The 23,836-nt window shown below is 72.8% G+C and carries 21 protein-coding genes; 6 read left to right on the forward strand and 15 right to left on the reverse strand.

What is annotated here, in order from left to right:
• Positions 1-27 precede the first annotated feature (27 nt).
• Positions 28-696, forward strand: coding sequence for a response regulator (locus AB5J54_RS09175; RefSeq protein WP_369143408.1), 669 nt, complete (start codon positions 28-30; stop codon positions 694-696).
• Positions 697-772: 76 nt separating this feature from the next.
• Here the strand turns inward: AB5J54_RS09175 and AB5J54_RS09180 are convergent, their stop codons facing one another.
• Positions 773-1,390: a hypothetical protein gene (locus AB5J54_RS09180; RefSeq protein ID WP_369143409.1), complete on the reverse strand. Its 618-nt coding sequence runs from the start codon at positions 1,388-1,390 to the stop codon at positions 773-775.
• Positions 1,391-1,560: 170 nt separating this feature from the next.
• On the opposite strand from AB5J54_RS09180, the gene AB5J54_RS09185 reads away from it, so the two are divergent.
• Positions 1,561-2,508: a lytic polysaccharide monooxygenase gene (locus AB5J54_RS09185; protein ID WP_369143410.1), complete on the forward strand. Its 948-nt coding sequence runs from the start codon at positions 1,561-1,563 to the stop codon at positions 2,506-2,508.
• On the opposite strand, the gene AB5J54_RS09190 is transcribed toward AB5J54_RS09185, so the two are convergent.
• From AB5J54_RS09190 to AB5J54_RS09200, 3 genes are all read right to left on the reverse strand, one after another.
• A complete protein-coding gene (locus tag AB5J54_RS09190; protein WP_369143411.1) occupies positions 2,505-3,374 on the reverse strand; it encodes an esterase/lipase family protein in 870 nt (289 codons plus the stop codon). The genes AB5J54_RS09185 and AB5J54_RS09190 overlap by 4 nt on opposite strands.
• Before the next feature lie 168 nt (positions 3,375-3,542).
• Positions 3,543-4,502, reverse strand: a complete 960-nt coding sequence (locus AB5J54_RS09195) for a hypothetical protein (protein ID WP_369143412.1) — start codon at positions 4,500-4,502, stop codon at positions 3,543-3,545.
• Positions 4,499-7,954, reverse strand: a complete 3,456-nt coding sequence (locus tag AB5J54_RS09200; protein ID WP_369143413.1) for a DNA polymerase III subunit alpha — start codon at positions 7,952-7,954, stop codon at positions 4,499-4,501. Before AB5J54_RS09200 ends, AB5J54_RS09195 begins: the two co-directional genes overlap by 4 nt.
• A gap of 151 nt (positions 7,955-8,105) precedes the next feature.
• On the opposite strand from AB5J54_RS09200, the gene AB5J54_RS09205 reads away from it, so the two are divergent.
• The gene (locus tag AB5J54_RS09205) at positions 8,106-9,143 is read left to right on the forward strand and encodes a DUF3533 domain-containing protein (RefSeq protein ID WP_369143415.1); all 1,038 of its coding nucleotides are present in this window, start codon (positions 8,106-8,108) and stop codon (positions 9,141-9,143) included.
• Between the two features lie 137 nt (positions 9,144-9,280).
• Here the strand turns inward: AB5J54_RS09205 and AB5J54_RS09210 are convergent, their stop codons facing one another.
• From AB5J54_RS09210 to AB5J54_RS09255, 10 genes are all read right to left on the reverse strand, one after another.
• On the reverse strand, positions 9,281-10,162 hold the full coding sequence (locus AB5J54_RS09210) for a S1 family peptidase (RefSeq protein ID WP_369143416.1): 882 nt from the start codon (positions 10,160-10,162) through the stop codon (positions 9,281-9,283).
• 64 nt (positions 10,163-10,226) lie between these two features.
• On the reverse strand, positions 10,227-11,093 hold the full coding sequence (locus AB5J54_RS09215) for a S1 family peptidase (RefSeq protein WP_369143417.1): 867 nt from the start codon (positions 11,091-11,093) through the stop codon (positions 10,227-10,229).
• Between the two features lie 199 nt (positions 11,094-11,292).
• A complete protein-coding gene (locus AB5J54_RS09220) occupies positions 11,293-12,081 on the reverse strand; it encodes a DUF1684 domain-containing protein (protein ID WP_369143418.1) in 789 nt (262 codons plus the stop codon).
• A gap of 5 nt (positions 12,082-12,086) precedes the next feature.
• Entirely contained in the window at positions 12,087-13,367 is a 1,281-nt protein-coding gene (locus AB5J54_RS09225) for an NtaA/DmoA family FMN-dependent monooxygenase (RefSeq protein ID WP_369149269.1), read from the reverse strand.
• Positions 13,368-13,390: 23 nt separating this feature from the next.
• Positions 13,391-14,398, reverse strand: a complete 1,008-nt coding sequence (locus AB5J54_RS09230) for an LLM class flavin-dependent oxidoreductase (RefSeq protein ID WP_369143419.1) — start codon at positions 14,396-14,398, stop codon at positions 13,391-13,393.
• Between the two features lie 119 nt (positions 14,399-14,517).
• Positions 14,518-15,492 (reverse strand): ABC transporter substrate-binding protein, encoded by a 975-nt coding sequence (locus tag AB5J54_RS09235; RefSeq protein ID WP_369143420.1) that lies wholly within the window; start codon positions 15,490-15,492, stop codon positions 14,518-14,520.
• 30 nt (positions 15,493-15,522) lie between these two features.
• Positions 15,523-16,350 (reverse strand): amino acid ABC transporter ATP-binding protein, encoded by an 828-nt coding sequence (locus AB5J54_RS09240; protein WP_369143421.1) that lies wholly within the window; start codon positions 16,348-16,350, stop codon positions 15,523-15,525.
• Positions 16,347-17,234, reverse strand: a complete 888-nt coding sequence (locus AB5J54_RS09245; RefSeq protein ID WP_369143422.1) for an amino acid ABC transporter permease — start codon at positions 17,232-17,234, stop codon at positions 16,347-16,349. Before AB5J54_RS09245 ends, AB5J54_RS09240 begins: the two co-directional genes overlap by 4 nt.
• 46 nt (positions 17,235-17,280) lie before the next feature.
• Entirely contained in the window at positions 17,281-19,086 is a 1,806-nt protein-coding gene (locus AB5J54_RS09250) for an FAD/NAD(P)-binding protein (RefSeq protein ID WP_369143423.1), read from the reverse strand.
• Positions 19,083-19,931 carry an amino acid ABC transporter permease gene (locus AB5J54_RS09255; RefSeq protein WP_369143424.1) on the reverse strand — a complete coding sequence of 283 codons (849 nt, stop codon included), beginning with the start codon at positions 19,929-19,931 and terminating at the stop codon, positions 19,083-19,085. Before AB5J54_RS09255 ends, AB5J54_RS09250 begins: the two co-directional genes overlap by 4 nt.
• Before the next feature lie 405 nt (positions 19,932-20,336).
• Between AB5J54_RS09255 and AB5J54_RS09260 the strand changes: the two genes are divergently transcribed.
• Both AB5J54_RS09260 and AB5J54_RS09265 read left to right on the forward strand, forming a co-directional pair.
• Positions 20,337-20,816: a GNAT family N-acetyltransferase gene (locus tag AB5J54_RS09260; RefSeq protein WP_369143425.1), complete on the forward strand. Its 480-nt coding sequence runs from the start codon at positions 20,337-20,339 to the stop codon at positions 20,814-20,816.
• Entirely contained in the window at positions 20,813-21,778 is a 966-nt protein-coding gene (locus tag AB5J54_RS09265) for a transporter substrate-binding domain-containing protein (protein WP_369143426.1), read from the forward strand. The genes AB5J54_RS09260 and AB5J54_RS09265 overlap by 4 nt, the downstream gene beginning before the upstream one ends.
• A 42-nt stretch (positions 21,779-21,820) precedes the next feature.
• Here AB5J54_RS09265 and AB5J54_RS09270 read toward each other — a convergent pair whose 3' ends face one another.
• Entirely contained in the window at positions 21,821-23,053 is a 1,233-nt protein-coding gene (locus AB5J54_RS09270; protein WP_369143427.1) for a DUF5685 family protein, read from the reverse strand.
• A 325-nt stretch (positions 23,054-23,378) separates the two neighbouring features.
• Between AB5J54_RS09270 and AB5J54_RS09275 the strand changes: the two genes are divergently transcribed.
• The gene (locus AB5J54_RS09275; protein WP_351190572.1) at positions 23,379-23,813 is read left to right on the forward strand and encodes a cell division protein SepF; all 435 of its coding nucleotides are present in this window, start codon (positions 23,379-23,381) and stop codon (positions 23,811-23,813) included.
• The last annotated feature ends 23 nt before the right edge of the window (positions 23,814-23,836 follow it).

Below are 23,836 nucleotides of genomic sequence, written 5' to 3' on the forward strand. Positions count from 1 at the left end.
TGTGGTCGGGACCTAGCGTGGGTCGGCGTGACGAAGGTGCTGGTCGTGGACGACGACTTCATGGTCGCCAAGCTGCACTGCCGCTACGTGTCGGCGGTGGCGGGCTTCACCGTGGCCGGGGTCGCGCACAGCGGCGCGGAGGCGCTCCGCGCGGCCGAGCGGCTCCGCCCCGACCTGGTCCTGCTGGACGTCTTCCTGCCCGACATGGACGGGGTCCGGGTGCTGCGGGAGCTGCGCGCGGCGGGTCTGGGCATGGACGCGCTCTTCATCACCGCCGCCCGCGACGTCGGCACGATCCGCTCGGCGCTGCGCGCCGGGGCCCTGCACTATCTGATCAAGCCGTTCACCCAGGCCGCCCTGCACGAGCAGTTGCGTCATGTCGCCTCCCTCCGCAGCCGCCTCGACGAGCTCGACGAGGCGCGCCAGGAGGACGTCGACCAGATCTTCGGCACTCGCCCCCGCGGCTCCCGCGAGCTCCCGAAGGGCCTCGCCCCGCACACGGCCGACCTGGTCGACTCCGTCCTCCGCGCCCACCCGGAGGGCCTCTCGGCCACGGAATGCGCCCAAGCGGGCTCCCTCTCCCGCGTGAGTGCCCGCCGCTACCTGGAGTACTTCGCGGAGACGGGCCGCGCGGAGGTCACCCTCCGCTACGGCGGCACGGGCCGCCCGGAACGCCGCTACCGACGGCTGGGGTAGGCACGGCGGCGGTACGGCGGCGCGTGCGGGGCGGCTCGGAATCGGGGCCGCCCGCCGCCCCGTCACCGGAACCCGCTCAGGAACCGGCCGCGTCCTCGCGGAGGGCCCCGCGGATCGCGTCGCGGGCCTCCTCGTCGAGGGACACGTCCTCGGCCAGGGAGACGAGGGCGGCGCGGGCGGAGGGGAGAGCACGGACGGCGACCAGTGCCAGTCCGGCCTGTTCGACGGCCATCCGCCGCCGGATGTAGAGCGCGGCCAGCTCGGGGAACCAGGGGTCGAGGGCGTCGAGGTCGTCGGCGATGCCGCACCAGTACAGGGCCGGTTCGACGACGAATCCGGCGATCCGCCACGCCCAGCGGCCCTCGCGGAAGTCGGTGGTGTCCAGGCCGTCGGCGACACAGGCGGCCTCGACCTCGGCCAGCTGCCCGACGGTGAGGCGGGGCAGGTCCTTCACCTTCTCGCGCAGGATCTCGTGGCAGAACCAGTCGTCCGGCGGGACCTCGTCGTCGGAGAAGAACTTGAGATCCAGGTAGGAGCGCGGCTCCGGCGCGTCCAGCCGGGCGGGCGGCAGGCCGGCCTCCAGGACGCCCCGGACGAGCGCCCACCGTTCCGGGGTCTCCTCGTCGGGCCAGTGGCCCCAGCTCCTCGGGAGCGCCCGCAGGCCCTCGGGGAAGACGGGGGTGCCGTCGGTCATCCGGCCTCCTTCTCGGCGGTCCCGGGCTCTGTTCCTCAGCCACCTCTTACCTGTGCCTTAAAGCCATCCTAAGAATCCCCGACTCCCCTTCTCCACCGGCTTTTCCGCGGCCGGCGGCGGCTAGCGTGCCGGTCGGTCCCCCACCCCGTCCTCACGTCAGGAGCTGTCCCATGACCTCTCGCCGCACGGCGACGGCCGCCGCCACCGCCGCTCTGGTCCTGTCCGGACTCGCCGCCTCTCCCGCTCTCGCGCACGGGTCGATGACCGACCCGGTGAGCCGGGTCTCGGCCTGTTACGCGGAGGGGCCCGAGGCGCCGAAGTCGGCGGCGTGCAAGGCGGCCGTGGCGGCGAGCGGGGCGCAGGCGTTCTACGACTGGAACGCGGTGAACATCGCCGACGCCGCCGGGCAGCACCAGCGGCTGATCCCGGACGGCAAGCTGTGCAGCGCGGGCAACGACAAGTACCGGGGGCTCGACCTGCCGCGGGCCGACTGGCCGGCGAGCGCCATGAAGGCGGGCGCGCACACCTTCCGGTACAAGGGGACCGCCCCGCACAAGGGCTCGTTCGCGCTGTACGTGACGAAGGACGGGTACGACCCGTCGAAGCCGCTGAAGTGGTCGGACCTGGAGGAGCGGCCGTTCGTGACGGTGACCGACCCGGGGATGCAGAACGGCGACTACGTGTTCCAGGGGACCGTGCCGAAGAAGTCCGGGCGCCATCTCATCTACTCGATCTGGCAGCGTTCCGACTCCCCCGAGGCGTTCTACACCTGCTCGGACGTGGTGTTCGGGCAGGACAACGGCGGTACGGAACCGGCGCCGAGCGCCTCCGCGCCGACCGACGAGCAGATCGAGGCCGGCGCGGACGAGTCCTCCGTCGAGCACGGCGGGCACGGGAAGCACGAGGGCGCCGGTGAGGCGGCCGCGAGCACGGCCCCGGCCCGCACGCCGTCCCCCGACGTCCCCGCTCCCGCCGCCGGTTCGGGTTCCGGTGTGGAGCTGGCGGAGACGGGCGGCGACGCCACCACCCCGTATCTCGCGGTCGGTGGCGCCGCCGTGCTCGCGCTCGGTGCGGCGGTGCTCTTCGGGACGGGCCGGCGGCGCCGGACCCGCGGCTAGCCGATCACCGAGAGGCAGGTCGTCGGGGTCGCGTGGGCCGGGTCGAGGGCGTTGGCGACCTCGTGGAAGGTGACCCGGTCCACCGTGCCGATGGCCACGTGCTCGGAGAGGTCGAGCGCGCACTTGTCCTGGATGAGGACGTTGGTGACGTTCGGGCCGGTCAGGAACTGGGAGCGGTACGGGGTGACGACCTCGTCGTACTGGCTCGCGATGACGTGGTAGCGGACCCCGGGCACGGTGTCGCCGCCCTCGTTGAGCCGGGTGATGAAGGCCGAGCCGGCGATCTGGTCGGCGAGGCCCGGGGTGGTGGAGCTGATGAGGTCCTCGGCGCCGGGGAAGTACGGCAGGAGCTTGGTGAGGCCGAGCAGGGTGGTGCCGTGGTTGTCGGGAGCGATGCCGACGAGCGTGTTCACCTTCTCGGCCCCGCCGAGGAACTTGAGGTACCAGCGGGGCATCATGCCGCCCTGCGAGTGTCCGACGAGGTCGGCCTCGGGGGCGCCGGTGGCGGCGAGGACCCGGTCGACGTAGGTGTCGAGCTGTCCGGCGGACGCGGCGATGGGTCCGAGCCCGTTGAAGAAGGGAACGCCCGGCAGCTGGCCGTAGTCGAGGGAGAAGACGCAGTAGCCCCGGTTGACCAGGTAGGGGGCGAGGGCCAGCCAGTTGTCGACGGAGTTGCCGAAGGTGCCGTGGACGAGGACGACGGGCCGCGGGTGCGCGGCGGACGGCTTGCAGGAGAAGTCGTTCCAGCCGCGGCTGGGGGCGGTGTCGGCCTGGGCGGCGGCGGTGGGGGCGAGGGTGGCGGCGGCGGTGAGGAGCAGGACGGACAGCGCTCTGACCGTGCGCTTCCAGGACTTCGCGGACAGCATCGGGCGATCTCCTTGCGGCTCAAGGGGAAGGTGGGGGTGCTGTGCCCTGCGGTCCGGACCACAAGTGGGGATGCTCTCCAGCCAAGCTACGCACGGGTAGCCTCGACTGGGAAGTTACGCGTCGGTAAAAAGTGGTGTGTCGTCACCAGGACGTCGGCAGGGGCGCGTTCAGGCCGCCAGGGAGCCCGGGACGATCGCCCGCGGGCCGTACTTCGCCCTCGCCCGGTCCGCCACCGCCTCGATCCGCCGGGTCTTCTCGTCGGTCGGGTCGAAGGTCAGCTGATGGGTGGCGTGTTCGGCGGGGGCGAGGCCCTCGGCGCGCAGGGCGATGCCCCGTACCCGGGCCCGCTGGAGGCCGAAGGAGTCGTGGATCGTGTACGCGAGCGCGGTGAGCGCCGCCGAGTGGGCGGTCCGTTCGGGCAGGGTGCGGCTGCGGGTCGTGGTGCTGCGGTCGGCGTACCGCACGGTGACCGCGAGTCCCCGGCAGACCTGGTCCTCGGTCCGCAGCCGGGTGCCCAGTTCCGTGGCCAGGGAGAGGAGGGCCCTGCGCTGCTCGGTCCGGTCGGTCTCGTCGTGCGGGAAGGCGCGCTCGGCGGCGATCGATCGGGAGGCCGCGTTCGGGACGACGGGGGTGCGGTCGATGCCCTGGGCCTTCTCCCACAGCTCGCGGCCGGCCTTCGCGCCGACGAGCCGCTGGAGCACGGCGAGCGGCGCGTCGGCGACGCGGCCGGCGGAGTCGAGGCCGTAGCCGCAGAGGGTACGGGCGGTCGCGCGGCCGACGCCGTCGAGGGCGACGACCGGCCGGTCGCGCAGGAAGGCGGCCGGGTCCTCGACGACCAGGGTGACCCCGGGCCGGGCGTCGCGGGCCGCGAGCCGGGCCAGCATCGGGTTGGGGCCGGCGCCGATGACGCAGTCGACGCCGTGGAGGGCGAGGGCGCGGACCCGGATGACCGAGGCGAGTTCGGCGGGGCTCCGGCCGAAGTAGCGCAGCGCGCCGCGCACGTCGGCGAGCGCCTCGCAGGGCGGGGCGGCCTCGACGACGGGGGTGAACTCGCGGAGCAGGTCGACCAGTCGGGGCAGGATCGCCTCGTCCGTCGGCTCCAGGCGGAATCGTACGCAGAGGATCATCCCGCGCTCCCCGGGCTGCTGTGCCACAGCTTCCGCGACGGCGTCGCGGCGCCTTCCCCGGCCGGCCGGAGGTCGGCCCAGGGGTTCATCTCGTAACCGGTGGACATCGTGATCCGGCGGCCGCTGTCGGCGCTCTCGCCGGCGGGCGCCGTTTCGGCGAGCCGCTCCCCCACCGCGTCCAGGCCGCCGGTGGCCCGCAGTTCGACCAGTTCGGCGAGGTTCCAGGCGGCGGAGCCGACGACGCTGAGGCTGCGCGGGCCGCGCCGCTGCACCACGCCCCGGACGAGCAGCAGCCAGGAGTGGAAGACGGTGTGGGCGCAGGCCTCGTGGGCGTCGTCGAAGAAGGCGAGGTCGACCAGGCCGGTGCCGTCGTCGAGGGTGCTGAAGATGACGCGTTTCCCGGAGCGGATGGGCGGGGTCTGGGTGGCGGCCTTGGCGCCCGCGACGAGGACGGTCTGTCCGTGGGCGGCGGAGCGCAGCCGCTGGGCGGAGACGACGCCGAGTTCGCGGAGGAAGGCGTGGTGGTCGCTCATGAGGTGGCGGGAGGCGTCCATGCCGAGGATGCCCAGCTCGGCGCTGAGGCGTTCGGTGTCGTCGAGGTCGGGCAGGCCGACGGGGGCGGTCTTCCCGCCCTGGGCGAGCGGGAGCTGGCCGCCGTGGGAGGCGGCTCCCCGGTGGATGCGGCGGAGTTCGGTGAGGTGGAGCAGCAGGTCACGGCGGTTGGCGCCGAAGGCGTCGAGGGCGCCGACCTGGGCGAGCCGTTCGGCGACGGGGGTGCGCGGGCGGGCCCGCTCCCAGAAGTCGAGCAGGGAGGCGTAGGGCTGTCCGTCCTCGATGCGGGCACTCTCGGTCTCGCTGATGCCGTGGACGTCGGCGAGGCCGAGCCGGAGCCCCCACACCGCAGGGTTCTCGGACACCAGTTCGATACGGTGGGCGGCCGCCGAGCGGTTCACGTCCAGCGGCAGCACCGGCACCCCGCGCCGCCGGGCGTCCGCGAGCAGCAGCCGCTTGGGGTACATCCCGGGGTCGTGGGTGAGCAGCCCCGCGTAGAAGGCGGCCGGGTGGTGCGCCTTGAGCCAGGCCGACTGGTAGGTCGGCACCGCGAAGGCCACCGCGTGCGCCTTGCAGAAGCCGTACGAGCCGAAGGCCTCGACGATCTCCCAGGTGCGGGCGACGACCTCGGGGGCGTATCCACGCGCCGAGGCCCGCCGGCCGAACCAGGCCTCGATCCGGCCCTGCGACTCGGGGTGCGAGAGCCCGCGCCGGACCTGGTCGGCCTCGGCCCGGTCGCAGCCGGTCATGATCCGTACGATCTCGATGATCTGCTCGTGGAAGACGACCACGCCGTACGTCTCCTTCAGGGTCTCCTCCAGGTCGGGGTGCGGGTAGCGGACGGGGGCGCGGCCGTGCCGGGCCTCGATGAAGGGGCGGACCATGTCGGCGGCGACCGGTCCCGGCCGGAAGAGCGAGATGTCGACGACGAGGTCGTGGAAGGTCGCGGGCTGGAGCCGGCCGACCAGGTCGCGCTGGCCCGGGGACTCGATCTGGAAGCAGCCGAGGGTCTCGGTGGAGCGGATCAGCCGGTACGTCTCGGGGTCGCCCTCCGGGACCGCGTCGATGTCGGGCCGGGTGCCGGTGGCGCGCTCGACCTCGGTGACGGCGTGGGCCATCGCGGACTGCATGCGCACGCCGAGGACGTCGAGCTTGAGCAGTCCGAGGTCCTCCACGTCCTCCTTGTCGAACTGGGACATGGGGAACCCCTCGCCACTGGTGGGGACCACGGGGGTGCGGGTGAGCAGCGAGGCGTCCGAGAGCAGCACGCCGCAGGGGTGCATGGCGATGCCGCGCGGCAGTGCGTCGAGCGCCTCGACCAGCTCCCAGAGCCGGCCGAACTTCGCCCCTTCCCGTCGCGACTCCCCTGCCAGTTCGCGCAGTTCGGGCAGTTCGTCGAGGGCGGCGAGCGCGTCCCGGGCGCGGATGTGCGGGAAGGCCTTGGCGATCCGGTCGGTCTCGGCCGGGTCCAGGGAGAGGGCGGCGCCCACGTCCCGTACCGCGTGGCGGACCCGGTAGGTCTCGGGCATGGAGACGGTGGCGACCCGTTCGGTGCCGAAGCGGTCGATGATCGCCCGGTAGACCTCCAGGCGGCGGGCGGACTCCACGTCGATGTCGATGTCGGGCAGGGCGGTGCGGCGTTTGGAGAGGAACCGTTCCATCAGCAGGCCGTGCTCGACCGGGTCGGCGTGGGCGATGCCGAGGAGGTGGTTGACGAGGGAGCCGGCGCCGGAGCCGCGGGCGGCGACCCGGATCCCCATGGACCGGACGTCGTCGACGACCTGGGCGACCGTCAGGAAGTAGGTGGCGAAGCCGTGGTGGGCGATGACGTCCAGCTCGCGGTGCATCCGGTCCCAGTAGTCGCGCCGCTTCTCGTACCCCTTCAGGACCATGCCGGCGGCGGCCCGGGAGGCGAGGACGCGCTGGGCCGTGCGGTGCTCCGCGCCGACGAGGTACGGCTCCGGGAAGTGCGCGGAGCCGATGCCGAGGTCGTCCTCGGGGTCGACCAGGCACCCGGCGGCGAGCTCCGCGGTCCGGTCGAGGAGCCGGTGGGCGGCGTCCGGGCGGAAGCCCGCCGCCTCGACGATCCGCTCGGCCGCGGCCGCCATGCCGTCGGGTCCTTCGGCGCCCTTGAGCCAGGCCTCTCCGCTGTCGAGCTCCTTGCGGGGGTCGATGGGGACGAGGCGGCGGGCGGAGTCGAGGACGTCGGCGACCGGGCCCTGGCCGGGGTCGGCGTACCGGACGGCGTTGCTGAGGACGGGCCGGACGCCCTGCTCGGCGGCGAAGCCGACGGTACGGGCGGCGAGCCGCAGGGAGCCGGGCCCGGTGCCGGTGCGCCCGTGGTGGACGGCCTCCAGGCGGAGCGCGTCGCCGTACCGCTCGCGCCAGGGGGCGAGCAGCCGGGCGGCCCGGTCGGGGCGGCCGGCGGCGAGGGCTCGGCCGACGTCGGAGGCGGGCCCGAGCAGGACGAACAGACCGTCGCCGCCCAGGGCGGCCCTGGGCAGCAGGGGGTGTTCGGCGCCCCCGGCGTGGGCGGCGGTGACCATCGCGCAGAGGGCGGCCCAGCCGGTGCGGGAGCGGGCGAGGAAGAGGGCCCGGGGCGCGGACTCGTCGACGAAGGCCCCGCCCCGGACGGGGACCCGGCGGGCGGATCCCCGGTCGACGGGGGCGGGCTCGGAGGCGACGGTCTCGTACGCGAGGTCCACTCCGAACAGGGGCCGGACCCCCTCCTTCTCGCACGCCTTGGCGAAGCGGACGGCGCCGGAGAGGGTGTCGCGGTCGGTCAGGGCGAGGGCATCCATGCCCCGCTCGGCGGCGCGGGCGGCGAGGCGCTCGGGGTGCGAGGCGCCGTAGCGCAGGGAGTAGCCCGAGGCGGTGTGCAGATGGGTGAAACCTGGCATGGCCGGCGCACCTCCCGCACTCCCGCATCGAATTCGTACAAGTGTTCCTACCCCCTGGAACCAGCGTAGCCTACTTTCGAACATCCGTACGATAACCCGTTCGGGCGCCTCCCACCTGCGGAAACACCCGTCGCCTCGGAGCCTGGGGGGCATGAGCCTCGTCGATGAACTGAAAAGCGCCGTGACCCCCCGAGCCGCCCTGCTCGTCGTCGGCGTCTTCGCCCTCCAGCTCCTGTTCATCACCTCGTACGTCGGGGCCCTGCACAACCCGAAACCCACCGACGTCCCCTTCGGCGTGGTCGCCCCCGGACAGGCCGCCACCGTCCTCGAGGACCGGCTGGAGAAGCTCCCCGGCGACCCCCTCGACCCCCGCGTGGTCGCGGACGAGGCCGAGGCCCGGGACCAGGTCCTGAACCGGGACATCGACGGGGCCCTGATCGTCGACCCGCGGGGCCGCACCGACACCCTGCTCGTCGCCTCCGGCGGCGGGAAGGTGCTCTCCGCGACCCTGGAGGCGATGATCACGAAGCTGGAGGCGGCCAACCAGCGTCTCGTGCGGACCGTCGACGTGGCCCCCTCCTCCTCCCAGGACTTCAACGGGCTCTCCGCCTTCTACCTGGTCATCGGCTGGTGCGTCGGCGGCTACATCTGCGCCGCGATCCTGGCGATCAGCGCGGGCTCCCGCCCCGCGAACCGGGAGCGGGCGATCATCCGGCTTGGGGTGCTGGCGCTCTACTCGGCCCTCGGCGGCCTCGGCGGCGCGATCATCGTGGGCCCGATCCTCGGCGCCCTGCCCGGCAGCGTCGCGGCTCTGTGGGGCCTGGGCACCCTGGTGGTCTTCGCCGTCGGCGCCGCCACCCTCGCCCTCCAGTCCGTCTTCGGGATCGTCGGCATCGGCCTGGCGATCCTGCTCATCGTGATCGCCGGCAACCCCAGCGCGGGCGGCGCCTTCCCGCTGCCGATGCTGCCGCCGTTCTGGCGGGCGATCGGCCCCTACCTGCCACCGGGCGCGGGCACCTGGGCGGCGCGCTCCATCGCGTACTTCAAGGGCAACGGCATGACCGCCTCGATGGTGGTCCTGTCGGTCTGGGCGATCGTCGGCGCTGCCGTCACCCTGGTGCTGTCCTCGGTGAAGCGGACGCCGAAGGCGGAGCCGATCGCCTCGGAGCTGGGCGAGACCCGGGCCTAGAAAAGGGGAGAAGGCCCCCGCCGGCGGCGGGGGCCTTCTCCGTGCCGGGGGCGGCTTCCGAGGGAGGGTCGAAGGTCCTGGAAAGAGCGTCCCTCCGGCCGCCGCGAGGCCGCCGGAGGGACCGTGTCACCAGGGGATCAGTAGACGCTGACCCCGTACGCGCTGAGCGCCTCCGTCACGGGCTGGAAGAAGGTCGTCCCGCCCGAGGAGCAGTTGCCGCTGCCTCCCGAGGTGAGACCGATCGCCCGGCTGCCCGAGTAGAGCGGGCCGCCGGAGTCGCCGGGCTCGGCGCAGACGTTGGTCTGGATCATGCCGTAGACGATGTCGCCGCCGCCGTAGTTCACGGTGGCGTTCAGGCCGGTCACCGTGCCGCTGTGGATGCCGGTGGTGGAGCCGCGGCGGGTGACGGACATGCCGACGGTGGCGTTGGCGGCGCTGGTGATGTCGACGCTGCCGACCGTGCCGGACTTGGTCACCGAGGTGTTGGTGTAGCGCACGATGCCGTAGTCGTTCGTCGGGAAGCTCGACCCGGCGGTGCTTCCGAGCACGGTGGTGTGCGAGGAGTTGGACCACCAGGTCCCCGCGCCGTCGGTGCAGTGGCCGGCGGTGAGGAAGTAGTAGTTCCCCGCGCTGTCCTTGACGTTGAAGCCGAGCGAGCAGCGCCAGCTGCTCGCGTAGATGGCGTCGCCGCCGGAGATCAGCTTGTTGAAGGTGCCGGGGGTGCGCTCGATGCGCAGCGCACCGGCGTTGGCCCCGGCCCGGCGCTTGATCCTGGCGATCTCCGCCTGCGAGACGGTGGAGTCGACGGTGACGACGACCTGTCCGGTGGCGGTGTCGGTGCGCCAGGCGGTGCCGGCCACGTCGGCGGCGAGGACGGCGTCGCCCGCGGCGGAGAGCTGGGTGGCGCTGAACGTCTGCGCGGAGTCGGCGCTGGCGGTGGGGACGCCGAGCGTCGCGGCGGCGGCGACGAGACCGGCGGTGAGGGCGAGCAGCCGGAACTTCTTCGTGGGGGTGGTCACTTCTTGTTCCTCCTGTGGGGGGGGGATCAGTGGGTGTCCGTGCGGGATCGGAAGAGGATCGGGATCAGAAGAGGCTGACGTTGTACTTGGCGAGGGCCTCCGGCACCGGCTGGAAGAAGGTGGTGCCGCCGGAGGAGCAGTTGCCGCTGCCGCCGGAGGTGAGGCCGAGCGCCTTGGTGCCGTCGTACATCGCACCGCCCGAATCGCCGGGCTCGGCGCAGACGTTGGTCTGGATGAGGCCCTTCACGGTGCCGCCGCCGGAGTAGTGGACGGTGGCGTTGAGGCCGGTGACGGTGCCGCCGCGGGTGCCGGTGGTGGAGCCGGAGCGCTTGACGGACTCGCCCACGTAGGCGTCGGCCGCGGTGAAGCCGCCGGGGTGGGTGAGCGAGGTGTTGTCGTAGCGGACCAGGGCGTAGTCGTTGCCCGGGAAGCTGGAGCCGACGGTGGCGCCGATCAGGGTCGACTGGGCCGAGTTGGTGTACCAGGTGTTGGCGACGTTGCCGCAGTGGCCGGCGGTCAGGAAGTAGTACGTGGAGCCGCTGCGGACGTTGAAGCCGAGCGAACAGCGGTAGCCGCCGCCGTAGATGGCGTCTCCGGCGCCGAGGAGCGGCTTGAGGACGCCGGGGGTGCGCTGGACCCGGAGCGCCGTGGCGTCGGCGCCGGCCGCTCTCCGGATCTTGGCGAGTCCGGCGTCGGTGACGGTGGAGTCGGCTGTGACGACGACCCGGCCCGACGCCTGGTCGACGTACCAGGCGGTGCCGCCGACCCCGGCGGCCTCGACGGCGGCGTCGGCGCGGGCGAGCTGGGCGGCTCCGGCGGGCCCGGGCACGGGGGCGGCCTGGGCGCCGGGCAGTCCGAGGGCGGTCGCGGCGGCGAGACCGGCGGCGACGGCGAGCAGACGGGTGCGGGTGTTCCTCACTGTGCTCCTCACAATTCTCCTTCTGGGAAAAGCGGAGGGGCCCGAGGATGGCGGGCCCGTGAGGCGCCATCAGGTGACGTGTTCCTGACATGCACCGCCAGTGATAGTGGCCCTCCCTGAGCGGACGCACAAGACCGCCGTACGCACGGGCGCCCCCGGCCGTCACGGCCGGGGGCGCCCGTCATCCTCACGCCTGGAGAAAAGAGCCTGGTCAGGCCGGGCTCAGCCGCCGCTCCCCCGCGGACACCGCGGTGTCCAGAGTGTTCCCGGGCGGCGGGAAGGGGCAGATGAAGTGGTCGGCGAAGGCGCACGGCGGCAGCAGCGCGCGGTTGAAGTCGACCGTCACCGAGCCGTCCGCCGCCGGGGCCTCGGGCCGCAGGAAACGGAAGCGGTAGCTGTCCCGGCCGCTCGTGGCGTCCGCGAAGACCGCCCACAGGGTCCCGTCGTCCTCGACGGCCACCTGGAGGACGTGCTCGCCGCCGTGCAGCTCGAAGACCAGCTCCCCGGAGAGCCCGAGGCCGCGCTCCCGGCCGTCGGCGTTCTCCACCCGTACGCTGCGCGTCTCCGCGTACGGACGGAAGACGCCGGGCACCACCCAGCGCTCGTCGTACGGGGTGGCCTCGATGCCCCGGAAGGCGCTGCGCGCCTCCGAACCGGGGTCGAAGTCCCGTACGGCCCACAGCCCTTCACGGCGCAGCACCACGAGCCGCCGGCCCGCCGACTCGACCCGGGACTCGTGGATCGGGCCGTGGTCGGCGGTGAGCCGGACCGTACCGGCGAAGGGCTTGCCGTCGACGGTGAGCCCGTCCTCGGCGCCCGCCGTCAGGACCACCTCGTCACCGTCCTCCCGCCACTCGCCGGGAACGGCCGGAAGTCGCCCCTCGGGGAAGTCCGCGAGCCAGTGGGTGCCCGTCAGGGAGAGCGGGCCGTACGAGGAGGCGACCGCCGCCTCGCGCTGCTCGTGCCAGTGCTGCCAGTCCTGCTGTGGATCCGTGCTCATGGTGTTCAACCTTTCCATACGGGCTCGGGAAGCCCGAGGTGCGACCGCAGCGTGGTGCCCGCGTATTCCGTACGGAAGACCCCGCGTTCCTGGAGCAGCGGGACGACCCGGTCGACGAAGTCGTCGAGGCCGCCGGGGGTGAGGTGCGGGACGAGGATGAAGCCGTCGGCGGCGTCCGTGGCGACGAACTCCTCAAGGGCGGCCGCGACCGTCGACGGGGAGCCCACGAAGGACCGCCGGGTCGTCGTCTCGATGACGGTCTGCCGGATCGAGAGCCCCTTCTCCTCCGACAGCGCCCGCCACTTCCTGGCCACCCCGACCGGGTCGGCGACCCGCACCCGGCCCTGGACGAGGGCGGAGTCGGGGTCGGGGTCGACGTCCGGAAGCGGCCCGTCCGGGTCGTAGCCGGAGAGGTCGCGGCCCCAGATCTGTTCGAGCGCGAGGATCGCGTTCTGCGGGGAGACCTGCTGCCGACGGATCTCGTTCGCCCGCTCCCGCGCGTCGCCGTCGGTGTCGCCGAGGACGTACGTCACGCCCGGCATGATCTTCAGCTCGCCGGGGTCCCTCCCGTACCGGGCGAGCCGCCCCTTGACGTCGGCGTAGAACTCGCGCCCGGCATCCAGGGTCGAGTGCCGGGTGAAGATCACGTCGGCGGCCGACGCCGCGAACTCCCGCCCCTCGCCGGAGTCCCCGGCCTGGATGACGACCGGCTGCCCCTGCGGAGACCGCGGTACGGGGAACTCGCCCGAGATCCGGAACTGCGGCCCGCTGTGCGCGAAGGGCCGCGGCTCGCCGTCCGGGGTCCAGGAGTCCCACAGCTCCCGGACGGTGCCGAGGAACTCGGCGGCCCGGGTGTACCGGTCGGCGCGGTCCAGATAGCCGCCGCGCCGGAAGTTCTCGCCGGTGAAGGCGTCGGAGGAGGTCACCACGTTCCAGGCGGCCCGGCCCGCGCTGAGGTGGTCGAGCGAGGCGAGCCGCCGGGCCAGTTCGTACGGCTCGTTGAAGGTGGCGTTGACCGTGGCGGCCAGACCGAGCCGCTCGGTGACGGCCGCGAGGGCGTTCAGGACGGTGATCGACTCGGGCCGGCCGACGACGTCCAGGTCGTGGATACGCCCCGCGTGCTCGCGCAGCCGCAGCCCCTCGGCCAGGAAGAAGAAGTCGAAGAGACCCCGCTCCGCGGTCCTGGCCAGATGCTCGAACGAGGAGAAGTCGATCTGCGAACCGGACCGCGGATCGGCCCAGACGGTCGTGGAGTTGACGCCGGGAAAGTGCGCGGCGAGATGGATCTGCTTCTTGCCCGACACCCCGCTCACGCTCCGGCTCCCGTCGACGCGTACTGACTGACGGGCCGGACGAGCCCCAGATGATCGCGGAGGGTGGCCCCCTCGTACTCCGTACGGAAGAGTCCACGCTCCCGGAGCCGGGGCACGGTCTCCCCGGCGAACCGCGCCAGATCCCGCTCGGGCACGGCCGGCACGAGATGGAACCCGTCGACGGCGCCGCCCCCGTGCCAGCCGGCGATCAGCTCGGCGAGCGCCCCGGGCCCGCCCTCGTACACGTCGAGATCGACGGCCAGCGAGAGCAGGACGCGCAGCTGCCCGGGGTCCCGGCCGTGCGCCCGGGCGGCCCGGTGCAGTTCGGCGCGGAGGGCGGCGGCCTCCTCCGCCGAGGCGGCCCGGATCAGGGCGACGTCGGCGTGGTGGGCCGCGGTGTCCCGGGCGGCGGGGCGGGTGGCGTCGACGACGGTCACCGGATTGCCCTGCGGGGGCCGGGGCACGATCGAGGGCCCCTTGACCGAGAAGGTCGCCCCTTGGAAGTTCACGTAGTGCAGCTTGCGGCGGTCGATGAACCGTCCGGTGGCCACGTCCCGTATCTCGGCGTCGTCCTCCCAGCTGTCCCACAGCTTCCGGGAGACCTCGGCGACCTCGCCGGCCTCCTGCCAGAGCTCGGCGGTGGGGGGCGCGGGGCGCCGGCCGAGGAGCCTTGCCTCGGCCCCGGTCGGGGAGACCGCGATCCGCCAGCCCGCCCGGCCCCGGCTCACCCAGTCGAGGGTGGCGACGGCGGCCTGGACGTGGAAGGGCTCGGTGTGGGTGGTGGTCACGGTCGGCACGAGACCGACGGAGCGGGTCTCGGGGGCGACGCGGGCGAGGACGGCGAGCGCGTCGAGGCCGGGCCCGGCGAAGGAGTCGTCGTGGGTGAGGAAGTCGAGCGCGGCGGCTTCGGCGGCCCGGGCGAGCGCGACGGTACGGGAGGCGCTGTCGGGCCGCCCGGAACCGGCGACGAGCTCGGCGGCGAGGTGAAGTCGGGTTCTGGTCATACGGGTCTCTCTCACTGCAAGGACGGACCGGAGGACGACGACGGCGGGAGGGGCCGGGGCCGCGGAGGCCCCGGCCCCGGCGGACCACCGGCCCCCGGATCCGGGACGGCGCGCGGGGGTCAGTTCTTGGTGCGGGGCAGACCGGCCGGGTTGATCTCCGACTTCGGCACGGCCTCGGTGCTCAGCCCCCACCGCTTGAGGACCTGCGCGTAGGTGCCGTTCTCGATGAGGTGGTCGATCGCGGCGGCGTACGCGGCGACGAGGCCGCTGTCCTTCTTGGTGGTGGCCGCGATCTTCCCCTGGAGTCCGGCGCCCGCTCCGGAGAACTTGCCGACGGCCTCGGTCTGTCCGGCGGAGGCCACGTGGTACGCGACGGTGGGGTTGGGCCCGAGGTAGCCGTCGATCCGGCCGGACTGGAGGGCGAGGTAGTAGTCGGTCGTGTTGTCGTAGTACTTGATGTCGACGCCCTTGCGGCCGGCCTTCTCGTTCTGCTTGGACCAGTCGACGAGGATCTTCTCCTGGTTGGTGCCGCTGCCGACGGCGATCCGCTTGCCGGACACGTCCTCGGGACCCTTCACCGTCCAGCCGGACCCCTTCTTCGCCTCGAAGGCGAGGTCGTCGAGGCGGTAGGTCGCGAAGTCGTACTTGTCCTTGCGCTCCTCGGTCACGGTGACGTTGGAGAAGACGCCGTCGTACTTGCCGCTGTCCAGGCCGACGAAGAGGTTCTCCCAGGAGACGGGGTTGAACTCGGGCTTCAGGCCGAGGGTGTCGGCGACGAGGGTGGCGAGGTCGAGCTCGACGCCGATCAGCGTCTTGTCGTCGGTGGCGCGGAAGGCGAGCGGCGGGTTGCTCTTGGCGGAGACGCCGAGGATCAGGGTGCCTCTCTTCCTGACGGCCTCGGGCAGCTTGCCGGCGATGGCGTCGACCTTGGCGGTGTGGATCCGGTTCTGGTTCGGGCCGACGTTGATGCCGGTGTCCTTCTGGCCCTCCGGCTTGATCTGCTCGACGGCGGCGTCGCCCGAACCGCAGGCGGTGAGGACTCCGAGAGCGGTGAGCGAGGCGAGGGCGGTGAGAACGGCGCGACGGGTCTTCATGGCGGTACAGCTCCTTCGGATGGGTGGGGGTCAGAGAACCTTGGAGAGAAAGGCCCGGGTCCGCTCGTGGCGGGGGCTGTCGAGGACCTCGGCCGGGGAGCCCTGCTCGACGATCCGGCCCTCGTCCATGAAGACCACGGTGTCGGCGACCTCGCGGGCGAAGCCGATCTCGTGGGTGACGACGATCATGGTGGTGCCGGAGGCGGCCAGGTCCTTGATGACGTCGAGGACCTCGCCGACGAGTTCGGGGTCGAGCGCGGAGGTCGGCTCGTCGAAGAGGAGCAGGCCCGGCTCCAGGGCGAGCGCGCGGGCGATGGCGACCCGCTGCTGCTGGCCGCCGGAGAGCTGCTTGGGGTAGGCCGCCGCCTTGTCGGCGAGGCCGACGCGTTCCAGCAGGGCCAGGGCCGTGGCCTCGGCCTCCTTGCGGGGCCGCTTCAGCGCGGAGACCGGCGCCTCGACGATGTTCTCGAGGACGGTCAGGTGCGGGAAGAGGTGGAAGTTCTGGAAGACGAAGCCGATGCGGGTGCGCTGCTTGAGGATCTCGCGCTCGCGCAGCTCGTAGAGCTTGTTCCCGGAGCGGCGGTAGCCGACGAGGACGCCGTCCACGCCGACCGTGCCGCTGTCGACCTTCTCCAGGTGGTTGATGGTCCGCAGCAGGGTGGACTTGCCGGAGCCCGAGGGGCCGAGGACGACGGTGACCTCGCCGGCCCGGACGTCGAGGTCGATGCCGCGCAGGACGTGGAGGGCACCGAAGCGCTTGTGGACGGCCCGGATCTCGACCTTGGCGGTGGTGGCGGCCTCGGCGGACCCGGTGGTCGTGCCGGCGGGGCCGGCGGCGGTCTCGGTGACGGAGCTCATCGGACGCTCCCCTTCGCGTAGTGGCGTTCGACGTAGTGCTGGACGACGGAGAGCGCGGTGGTGAGCAGGACGTACCAGGCGGTGGCGACCATGAGCAGCGGGACGACCCGGCCGTTGCGGCCGTAGACGACCTGGACCTGGTAGAAGAGTTCGCCGATCGCCATGACGGAGACGATCGAGGTGCCCTTGAAGAGCGAGATGATCTCGTTGGCGGCGTTGGGCAGGATCGAGCGCATCGCCTGGGGCAGCACGATCCGCCGCACCTGCCGGAGCCTGGGGATGCCGAGGGAGGCCGCGGCCTCCAGCTGGCCCTCGTCCACGGCGAGCACGCCGCCCCGGACGATCTCGGCCGCGTAGGCCGCCTGGTGCAGGGCGAGTCCGAGGACGGCGGCGCTCATCTCGCCGACGAGGCCCATGGTGTCGAAGGAGAGGAAGCTCGGCCCGAAGGGGATGCCGATGCTCAGTTCCTTGTAGAGGTAGGCCAGGTTGAACCAGAAGAGCAGCTGGACGATGAGCGGGATGGAGCGGAAGGCCCAGATGTAGCCGAAGGCGACCGACCGCAGGAACGGGCTGGCGGACAGGCGCATGAAGGCGAGGACGATGCCGATCGCGAAGCCGAGCGCGGTGCCGTAGAAGGTGAGCTGGAGGGTGACCCAGACGGCCCGGAGGATCGTCTCGGTGGTGAAGAAGGCGGCGAAGACGTCCCATTCCCAGCCGGGGTTGGTGACGAGCCCGTGGGCGAACTGGACGAGCAGCACGGCGGTGGCGGCGACGGCCACCCAGCGCCAGGGGTGACGCACCGGCACGACGACGAGCTCGGGCGCGGTGGGTTCGGGCTCCTTCGTCACGGGGTCGGTGACGGGCGGATCGCTGGTGAGAGACATGGCGGTTCCTCGGAAACGGGGCACGGGGCACGGACGGGAGCGCGGATCAGGCGCTCAGCGGAGCGGGGAGGCGACACTCCCGGTCGCGCAGGAAGGTCAGGGCGGTCCGCGCGGTGGCGTCGTTCTGCCCGAAGGCGGGTGCGCCGGTACGGGGCCGGGCGAAGCCGCTGCCGGTGCGGGCGGTGGTGTGCGGGCCGAGGGCGAAGCGGCGCGGGTGCGGGCGCCCGTCGTGTTCCAGGATCCGGCCGTCGGCGGGGTCGACGACGAGGAGCCCGTCGGTGGTGGTGCGGGTCCCCTCCTCGTGCAGGGCGCGGAGCAGCGGGCTGCCGGTGAGCTCCAGGGTGGGTTCGGGTATCCGGGCCTCGACGAGGGCGCGGGCCTCGGTCCACTCCCCCGGCGCGGCGGCGGAGGCGGCCCGGAAGAGGCCGCGTTCCTCGTCGGTCTCCAGGGTGACCTGGGGGCCGAGGAAGCGGACGACGCCGGCGCGGGAGAGCGCGAGGAGCTGCCGCAGCCGGGGGCCGGGCGGCCCGGAGGCGAGGTAGCTGAAGAAGCCGTGCCACCAGCCGTCGGACTCCAGCCGCTTGCCGAGCCGCAGGAGCTGGCCGTAGACGGAGAGCAGTCCGGCGAAGACGGCGGCGTCGGGGCTGTGGGCGGGGTCGTGGCGGCGGGTCAGGTCGTCGGTGATGTAGTCGCGCAGGCCCTGCTGGAGGGCTTCCGCGGACTCGTAGCGGATGCCGTCGAGGGGGTGGTCGAGGGCGTCGAGGTCGAGCCTGTCGGCGGTGTCGGGGACGGCGGCGGCGACGACCGCGGCGAGCTCGGCCGAGCGCGGCGGCGCCTCCTCGTAGGCCTTCTCGAAGTCGCTCCAGGCGAGGGTGGTGCGCTCGGGATGGGTGGAGAAGAGCCGGTGGTAGTGGGCCCAGCCGAGTTCCTTGTCGATGAGCGGCCAGACGTCGCGCCGGAAGTGGACGGGCCCGGGGCGGGCGAGCAGGGCGTCGGTCTGTTCGGTGCCGAAGAAGCGGGGCAGCGGGGGCCGTTCGCCGTCGAGGACGTAGCCGATCTTCGAGTGGTACGGGACGCCCCGGCGTGATCCGACGTGCAGCACCGGCTCCTTGCCGGAGGGTAGGTAGACGAGCTCGTCGCCCTCGCCCTCGTACCGTCCGCCGCGGCCCTCGGTGAGCAGCACCATCAGGTCGACGAAGGCGAGGCCGAAGCCGCGGACGAGGACGGGTTCGGCGGCGGGCAGGGCGGCGAGGTCGGCGTCGGCGGTGAAGTCGGGCGGGAGGTGGACGAGCCGGTGGCGGGCGGCGAAGTCGGCGAGTTCGCGCTGTTCCCGGTCGGGTTCGGCGTCGAGGTGGCCGACGGTGAGGACGACGAGGTCGGCGAGGAGGGGCACGGCGCCGCCCTCCAGCCAGACCCGCTGGCGTCCGTCGCGGGGGCCGCTGATCCGCAGGACGCTGGTGCGGTGCTCGTGGACGGTGACGGTGGCGGGCAGCGCGTCGCGGGCCCGCTCGTACACCCAGCGCAGATAGGCGCCCTGCTGCGGACGGGTGGGGAAGGTGCGTCCTTCGATGCCGGCCCATTCGGCGAGGGTGGGTCCGGGGCGGACGGGGCCGTCGAGGGCGACGGTCTCGTCGGTGAACATCGTGACGTCCTCGGCCAGGGAGTTCATCCAGAGCAGCGGGGACTGGGCGGTGCGCCAGATCCGGCCGGGGCCGGGCGGGTGCGGGTCGACGAGGTGGACGTCGAGGGGCTCGTCGCCGTACAGCTCGGGCAGGTTGGCGGCGAGCCGTTCGAGGAAGCCGGTCCCCCGCGGCCCGGCGCCCACGATCACGAGGGAGGGGCGCGGGCTCATCGCGCACCGGCCGTTCCGCGGGCGTAGTGCCGCTCGACGTAGTACTGGCCGATGCCGAGGACCGAGGTGACGGCGACGTACCAGAGGGTGGCGACGAGGAGCAGCGGGATGACCTCGTAGGTGCGGTGGTAGATGAGCTGGGTCGAGTAGAGCAGGTCCTGGACGGCGATGACGGAGACGATCGAGGTGCCCTTGAGGGTGCCGATCAGCATGTTCCCGGCGGGCGGGACGATCGCGCGCATGGCCTGCGGCAGCACGATCCGGGTGAGCCGGCGCCACCGGCCGAGGCCGAGGGACTCGGCGGCCTCGATCTGGCCCCGGTCGACGGAGAGGATGCCGCCGCGGACGACCTCGGCGGCGTAGGCGGCCTCGTGCAGGGTGAGGCCGATGACGGCGACGGCGACGGGGCCGAGGAGGTTGACCGTGTTCACGCCGAGGATCTGCGGGTAGAGCACGCCGATGTTGAACCAGAAGAGCAGCTGGACCAGGATCGGGGTGGACCGGAAGAACCAGACGTATCCCCAACTGACCGCGCGGAGAATGGGGTTGGCGGAGAGCCTGAGGACCGCGAGCAGGGTGCCGAGGGCGAAGCCGAGGGCCATGACGAGGGCGGTCAGCCACAGGGTGAGGCCGAGGCCGCGCAGGACGGACGCGGAGGTGAAGTACTCGGCGACGACGTCCCACTGGAAGGCCTTGTTGCGGACGACCGAGACGAGCGCGAGGGCGAGCAGGACGAGGATGACACCGGCGGCGGTCCACTGGCCGGCCCGGCGGGTCGGGACGATGCGCGGGGGCGGTTCGGCCGGTGGGGCCGTGGAGGGGGTCTTGACGAGGGTCGCGGACATGCGAAGGCTCCGTGGATGCCAGAAGGGCGGACCGGACACGGGGGTGCGCCTTCACACGCGCTGAACCGCGGATCCGAGCCCCTCAGCCCGATCCGCCCTTCGAGGCTATGCGGTCAACAGGCCCCGCTGTCAAGGGTGTCCGCACTGTGAGCCGTACGTCTCACCGTGGTTGACGCGGGAACGGATGCCTGTTCCACTGGGGCCATGCATCCGCAGCAGCTGGTCACGCGCTCCCACATCGACTTCGGTCGCGTGTGGTCCTCTTCCTGTTGAGCCGAACCTCTGCTTCTCCCCGCCCGCGTGCTGTAGTCCGCGGCGCCTTCACACCCAGGCCCCCCGTGAGCGCCTGAGCTCTCCCCTCCCCTCGCTCTTCCACGCTGCCTTCCTTCGTCCTGAAGGACCGTCATGACCTTCGCGTTGTCCGTGCACCGGACCACGACCACCGACCCCCTGGCCCGCCCGCTCCTGGACGAGCTGGCGTACGAGTACACGACCCGGTACGGATCCGCGCACGATCTGAGCCGCTACCCGGCGACGGAGTTCGCCCCTCCGCACGGCGCCTTCCTGCTCCTCCTGGAGCAGGGCCGGCCCGTGGCGGGCGGCGCCTACCGCCGCTACGACGACGACACCGCCGAACTGAAGCGGATCTGGACGCACTCGGCGCACCGCAGGCGCGGCCTCGCCCGCCGTGTCCTCACCGTGCTCGAACGGGAGGCCGCCACCCGTGGCTACTCCCGCATCTATCTGACGACGGGGCCGCGCCAGCCCGAGGCCAAGGGCCTCTACCTGGCCAGCGGCTACCGCCCGCTCTTCGACGTGTCCGCCGATCCCGAGTCGATCGGCCCGCTGCCGTTCGAGAAACTCCTGGAGAACCCGAAACCATGAGAACGCGTACGAGTTCCGGCACCGCACGCACCACCCTCGCCTTCGCCCTGATCACCGCGGCCGCGCTCGGCCTCACCGCCTGCTCGGGCGGCGAGCCCTCGACCGCCCCCGCCGGGGCCACCGGAGCGCAGGGCGCTCTTCCGACCGAGGACGTGGTCGGCGCGGTGAAGAAGAACGAGACGGCGGCGAAGCTGCTCCCCGCCGATGTGCGGCAGCGCGGCAGCCTGACGATCGCCTCCTCGGTGGCGAGCCCGCCCAGCTCCGCCTATCTGCCGGACGGCAAGACGGTCGTCGGGGTGGACGCCGACTTCTCGGCCGCCGTGGCGAAGGCCCTCGGTCTGGAGCTGAAGCGCGAGGTGGTGGGCTTCGAGGCGATCCTGCCGGCGCTCGGCAGCGGCAAGTACGACGTGGGCACCGGGAACTTCGGCGTGACGGAGGAGCGGCGCAAGACGATCGACTTCGTCACGTACATCAACGACGGGCAGGGCTTCGCCGCGCGCGCCGACAGCACCCTGAAGGCGGTGACCGACCTCACCCAGCTGTGCGGTCTGAAGGTGGCCGTGAACGCGGGCACCACCTTCGAGCGGACGCTGGAGAAGAACAAGGACCGGTGCGCGCAGGCCGGGAAGCCGGCGTACGAGGTGAACGTCTACAGCGAGGCCGGGGCGATCTGGATGTCGCTCCAGCAGGGCCGCAGCGATGTCGTGATGAACACGATCAACGGTGTGCGGTACGCGGTGACGCAGCAGAAGAACGTGAAGTTCCTCAACGAGTACCGGCGGCTCGACGTCGGCTTCGCCTTCAAGAAGGGCACTCCGCTGGCGCCGGCCTTCCAGGAGGCGGTGAACGGCCTGAAGGCCGACGGGACGTACGACCGGATCCTGAAGAAGTGGGGGGTGACGGCCTCGGGCATCGCGAAGTCGCAGATCTCCCCGCCGGAGATCCCGGCGCCGAAGAAGTAGCGGCGCGCTGGGCCCCGGCGGGGCGGGGTGGCGGACGGGGCGTCAGCAACCGTCGCAGGGACAGCAGCAGTCGCAGCCGTCACAGCCGCCGCAGTCGCAGTCGCAGTCCCGGCAGCAGCCCTCGCGCTTCTTGCGGGACCAGGGGCCCTCGTACTCCTTGGCACAGCAGATCTGGCAGGTGCAGAAGAGCCAGGTGAACATGGCGCACCCGGCGAGGAAGCCGCGCGGCTTGGGGGCCTGGGGCGCGCCGCCGCCGAACTGTGGAGGGAGGCCGCCGGGGCCGCCGGGCCCCATGGGGCCGCCGCCCCCGTAGGGGTTGCCCCCGCCTCCGTAGGGGTTGTAGGGGCCGGCGCCCCCGTTCGCGTACGGGTTCCCCGGCACCGGTCCCTGTCCCGCGCCCGGCGCCCCGTGCGCGCAGCTGGTCGTGCCGAAGGCGCGGTCGACCGAGGTGCGGAGCTCGTGGGCGAGGAGGACGTGGGCGAGCCTGCCGTCGGCGAACTCGGCGTCCTTGAGGGCGAGGCGGATGCCGTGGACGGCGTCGTCGGCGAGGCGGCGGGCCTCCTCGCGGGAGGTGCCGGTGGCGGTGAGCGGGTTCCACGCGCCGCTCTCGGCGTCGGCGGCCTGGTCCTCGACGGCGTCGAGGAGGTGGGCGAGGCGGCCGAAGAGGCGGCCCGCCTCGGCGAGCGGCGCCGCGTTGCCCGGCCGGCCGGCGAGGACCGCGGTGTGCGCGAAGGCGGCCGCGGTCGCCGTCTCGGTCGGCTCGGTGACGGCGAGCAGGGGGGTGCCGCGGCCGGCGAGGGCCTCGATGCCGGTCTGGCGGTCGACGGCGTCGACGAGGACGGCGGTGTCGAAGCCGAGGGCGCGGCCGGTCCTGGCCCCGGCCCGGTCCCAGGAGCGGGCGACGCGGCGGGCCGCGAGGGCGACGGGCCGGCGGGCCAACAGGCCGTCCCGGTCGGCGACGTGGTCCCGTACCTTCGCCGAGGCGAGGACGAGGGAGACGGCGGCGGCGAGCCTGGCGCCCTCGCCGCGGGCGACGGGGGCGGTCCGCATGGCGCGCAGCGCGCAGGGTCCGGCCGTGCGGCGGCTCGCCCGGGTCACCCCGGTCTGAGCCTCCGTCAGGACGGAGACGATGAGCCCGTCGTAGTTGGTGACGACGCGGGCGAACTGCCCGTGGTCGGCGCGAAGGGCCAGGCAGAGGCCGCAGAGATGGGCCATCCACTCGGTCTTGAGTCCGTCGGTGAGCCGATGGGTGCAGGGTCTGACGATTCCGAACAAGGACTCCCCCGTGAGTCGTGGGCCGGGGCGGGCGGCGAGGGTCCGCCGCGCGGCCCCGCGGCATCGTAGCGAGCGGCCCCGTTCACCCGTACGCGCCCATCGTCACCCTTGTGGCCCGACTTTCATATTTTCAGCTACATGGCCCTCCGTCAGGCCCCGCATACCGCAGGTTTCCTGACGAATCGCCAGGAAACGGCCCTCACGTTCTGCACCAGTACCGTCACGAATCCCCTGCGCGGCGCCTATCCACTTGGCGCGCGATCCGCATCATGGACGACGATAGGGATTGCGGAACCACAAGTGACCGCGCTGAAAGGAGGCGTCCATGGGATCGGTGCGCAAGGCAAGTGCCTGGCTGGGACTCGTCGAGGACAACGACGAGCGTTACTACGACGACGAGTACGCCGACGGTGCCGAGGGCGGCGACGCCTGGGTGACGGACCCCCGGGTCCGGGTGGCCACGGACACCGCCGAGGAGCGGGGCCGCCGGATCGCCACCGTCTCCCCGGACGGCTTCCGGGACGCCCGGGGCATCGGCGAGCTCTTCCGGGACGGGGTTCCGGTCATCGTGAACCTGACCGCGATGGAGCCGAACGACGCCAAGCGCGTCGTCGACTTCGCCGCGGGTCTCGCCTTCGGTCTGCGCGGCTCGATCGAGCGCGTGGCGACGCGGGTCTTCCTGCTGACCCCCGCCGACACCCAGATCGTCAGCGGCGAGACGGGCCGGCGTCAGCAGGACGGTTTCTTCAACCAGAGCTGAGCGAGTCCGCCGGCCCGGCCGGG

This window comes from Streptomyces sp. R44 (assembly GCF_041053105.1).
Lineage (GTDB): Bacteria > Actinomycetota > Actinomycetes > Streptomycetales > Streptomycetaceae > Streptomyces.

Bases quoted from the DNA above. Each gene is read 5' to 3' on its own strand.
- AB5J54_RS09180 (WP_369143409.1), bottom strand. From the start codon at position 1,390: ATGACCGACGGCACCCCCGTCTTCCCCGAGGGCCTGCGGGCGCTCCCG.
- AB5J54_RS09185 (WP_369143410.1), top strand. From the start codon at position 1,561: ATGACCTCTCGCCGCACGGCGACGGCCGCCGCCACCGCCGCTCTGGTC.
- AB5J54_RS09190 (WP_369143411.1), bottom strand. From the start codon at position 3,374: ATGCTGTCCGCGAAGTCCTGGAAGCGCACGGTCAGAGCGCTGTCCGTC.
- AB5J54_RS09195 (WP_369143412.1), bottom strand. From the start codon at position 4,502: ATGATCCTCTGCGTACGATTCCGCCTGGAGCCGACGGACGAGGCGATC.
- AB5J54_RS09200 (WP_369143413.1), bottom strand. From the start codon at position 7,954: ATGCCAGGTTTCACCCATCTGCACACCGCCTCGGGCTACTCCCTGCGC.
- AB5J54_RS09205 (WP_369143415.1), top strand. From the start codon at position 8,106: ATGAGCCTCGTCGATGAACTGAAAAGCGCCGTGACCCCCCGAGCCGCC.
- AB5J54_RS09220 (WP_369143418.1), bottom strand. From the start codon at position 12,081: ATGAGCACGGATCCACAGCAGGACTGGCAGCACTGGCACGAGCAGCGC.
- AB5J54_RS09230 (WP_369143419.1), bottom strand. From the start codon at position 14,398: ATGACCAGAACCCGACTTCACCTCGCCGCCGAGCTCGTCGCCGGTTCC.
- AB5J54_RS09235 (WP_369143420.1), bottom strand. From the start codon at position 15,492: ATGAAGACCCGTCGCGCCGTTCTCACCGCCCTCGCCTCGCTCACCGCT.
- AB5J54_RS09240 (WP_369143421.1), bottom strand. From the start codon at position 16,350: ATGAGCTCCGTCACCGAGACCGCCGCCGGCCCCGCCGGCACGACCACC.
- AB5J54_RS09245 (WP_369143422.1), bottom strand. From the start codon at position 17,234: ATGTCTCTCACCAGCGATCCGCCCGTCACCGACCCCGTGACGAAGGAG.
- AB5J54_RS09250 (WP_369143423.1), bottom strand. From the start codon at position 19,086: ATGAGCCCGCGCCCCTCCCTCGTGATCGTGGGCGCCGGGCCGCGGGGG.
- AB5J54_RS09255 (WP_369143424.1), bottom strand. From the start codon at position 19,931: ATGTCCGCGACCCTCGTCAAGACCCCCTCCACGGCCCCACCGGCCGAA.
- AB5J54_RS09260 (WP_369143425.1), top strand. From the start codon at position 20,337: ATGACCTTCGCGTTGTCCGTGCACCGGACCACGACCACCGACCCCCTG.
- AB5J54_RS09265 (WP_369143426.1), top strand. From the start codon at position 20,813: ATGAGAACGCGTACGAGTTCCGGCACCGCACGCACCACCCTCGCCTTC.
- AB5J54_RS09275 (WP_351190572.1), top strand. From the start codon at position 23,379: ATGGGATCGGTGCGCAAGGCAAGTGCCTGGCTGGGACTCGTCGAGGAC.